Origin of the sequence: Peribacillus sp. NPDC060253 (assembly GCF_042727425.1) — a bacterium.
GTDB lineage: Bacteria > Bacillota > Bacilli > Bacillales > DSM-1321 > Peribacillus.
Map to the genome: position 1 here is coordinate 1 of NZ_JBHXAS010000261.1, position 1,959 is coordinate 1,959.

At 35.9% G+C, this 1,959-nt stretch carries 2 protein-coding genes; both read left to right on the forward strand.

Annotation, left to right across the window (positions count from 1 at the left end):
• The first annotated feature begins 248 nt into the window (after positions 1-248).
• Entirely contained in the window at positions 249-950 is a 702-nt protein-coding gene (locus ACFWE9_RS26815; RefSeq protein ID WP_230155653.1) for an ankyrin repeat domain-containing protein, read from the forward strand.
• Between the two features lie 76 nt (positions 951-1,026).
• On the forward strand, positions 1,027-1,959 hold a 933-nt coding region (locus tag ACFWE9_RS26820; RefSeq protein ID WP_377359659.1), incomplete at its 3' end, for a DUF4822 domain-containing protein.

Genomic DNA, 1,959 nt, shown 5'->3' on the forward strand with positions numbered 1-1,959 from the left:
ATTAATAAGTTAATCTTTTTTTAAGAAATTGTTTAGATGGAGTTTAAGGTTAAGTACTAACATAATGAAGACGGAATAACAAAGCCTGACCAAAAATTGAAAGGGAGTAAAAAATCCTCATTAGAACCTCAAAACCCTTTTGAACAAGCCACTTTATTGACACGTCATAACAACTAAAAATTCTTTTGGTGCTGTTGATGTACTCGGGGTATCGGCACTAATGTTGCATTGGAAAGGAAGGTGTGTTCATGTGGAGACGGCTAACCATTGTCAGTGGATGCCTTTTCATCCTTCAAGGCTGTGTCTTAGATAACGAAAGAGAACTAAAAATACAAGAAAAGGAGGCAGGAAAGGGTATGAATGAACAACTGATTCAAGCTGTAGAACGTAAAGAAACGGAAACGATAAGCAGGTTGATTGAGCAAGGTGTGGATATTAATACACAGGACTCAAACGGGCGAACCGCCACTATGATTGCGACTTATAACAATGATGTAAAGTCGGCAAAAATCCTAATTGAAGCGGGTGCAGATGTCAACATTCAAGATGACATGAAACATAACCCCTTCTTGTATGCCGGGGCAGAAGGTTATGTAGATATACTAAACCTTACGATTGAAGCAGGTGCCGACCCGTCAATAACCAATCGGTATGGAGGAACAGCTTTAATCCCTGCTTCAGAACATGGATATGTTGATGTTATTAAAGAACTGGTTACGAATACTGATATTGATGTTAATCATGTTAATGATCTCGGTTGGACAGCTTTACTGGAAGCTATCATATTGAATGATGGTGATGGAAAACAGCAGCAAACCGTGCAATTGTTAATAGATCATGGGGCAGATGTCAACATTCCTGATAATAATAATGCGAGCCCTTTACAACATGCACGCGAAAAAGGATTTAAAGAGATTGAACAAATTTTACTAACAGCAGGAGCAAAATAATCAGATCATAGACCATAAAAAAAAATTTGCAGGACTGAATATCTACAACCACACTATATAATGAGGAGCAGACAAAATGAATAAAAGAGCAAAAGTTTCATCATCTATACTACTCGGGTTAACATTGGTCATAACAGGATGTAACACAAACGCACAAGACAATCATAGTTCACAGAAGCATGAACAAACTGCTAAAGAGAATAAAAAAGAAAATAAGTTAACTGCAGGACAGGAATTGACTGAAATTCTTAGTGGCACGAATTGGCAAGGTACAAAAGTTTATGATAAGAATAATAATGACTTAACAAAGGAAAATGCAAACTTCATTGGTCTTGCAAAATATGACGAAGAAACATCTAGATATGAATTTTTTGATCAAAACACAAAAAAAAGTCGTGGTGATAAAGGAACATTTTTTATCACTAATGATAAGATTCGAGTGTTAATTTCAGAATCAATGGGTTACCAAGCCGTTGTTGAAATAACGAAACTAAATAAGGATATGTTTACCTATAAAAGAATGGGTAAAGATGCAAAGGGTAACGACGTAGAGGTGTTTGTTGAACATATTCCTTATAATGAAACAGAACTTTCCTTTACTGATCCAGATAAAACCTTGGAATCTTTCACAGGAGAAGTAGATACAGACGTTGATGGGGACAAAATTCTATCTAGCACCCCATGGCAAGGAACAGTGGCGTTGGATGAAAATGGCAATGATGTATCAAGCTATAACTCGAATTATCTAGGTCTAGCAAAATATGATGATAAAACGAATAAGTATGAATTTTTTGATGCTAAAACTGGTGAAAGCCGCGGTGATTACGGCTTTTACGATATTGTTCATGGAAATAAGATAAGAGCTCATGTTTCACAAGGGGAAAATAAGTATGGTGCAGTTCTTGAACTTACAGAGCTTAATGAAAATAAATTCACTTATAAAAGAATCGGTAAAGATAAAGATGGAAAAGAAATAACGATAACGGTCGAACATATACCTTATGAAGGT

Coding starts and splice junctions, on each gene's coding strand:
- ACFWE9_RS26815 (WP_230155653.1), top strand. CDS start 249: ATGTGGAGACGGCTAACCATTGTCAGTGGATGCCTTTTCATCCTTCAA.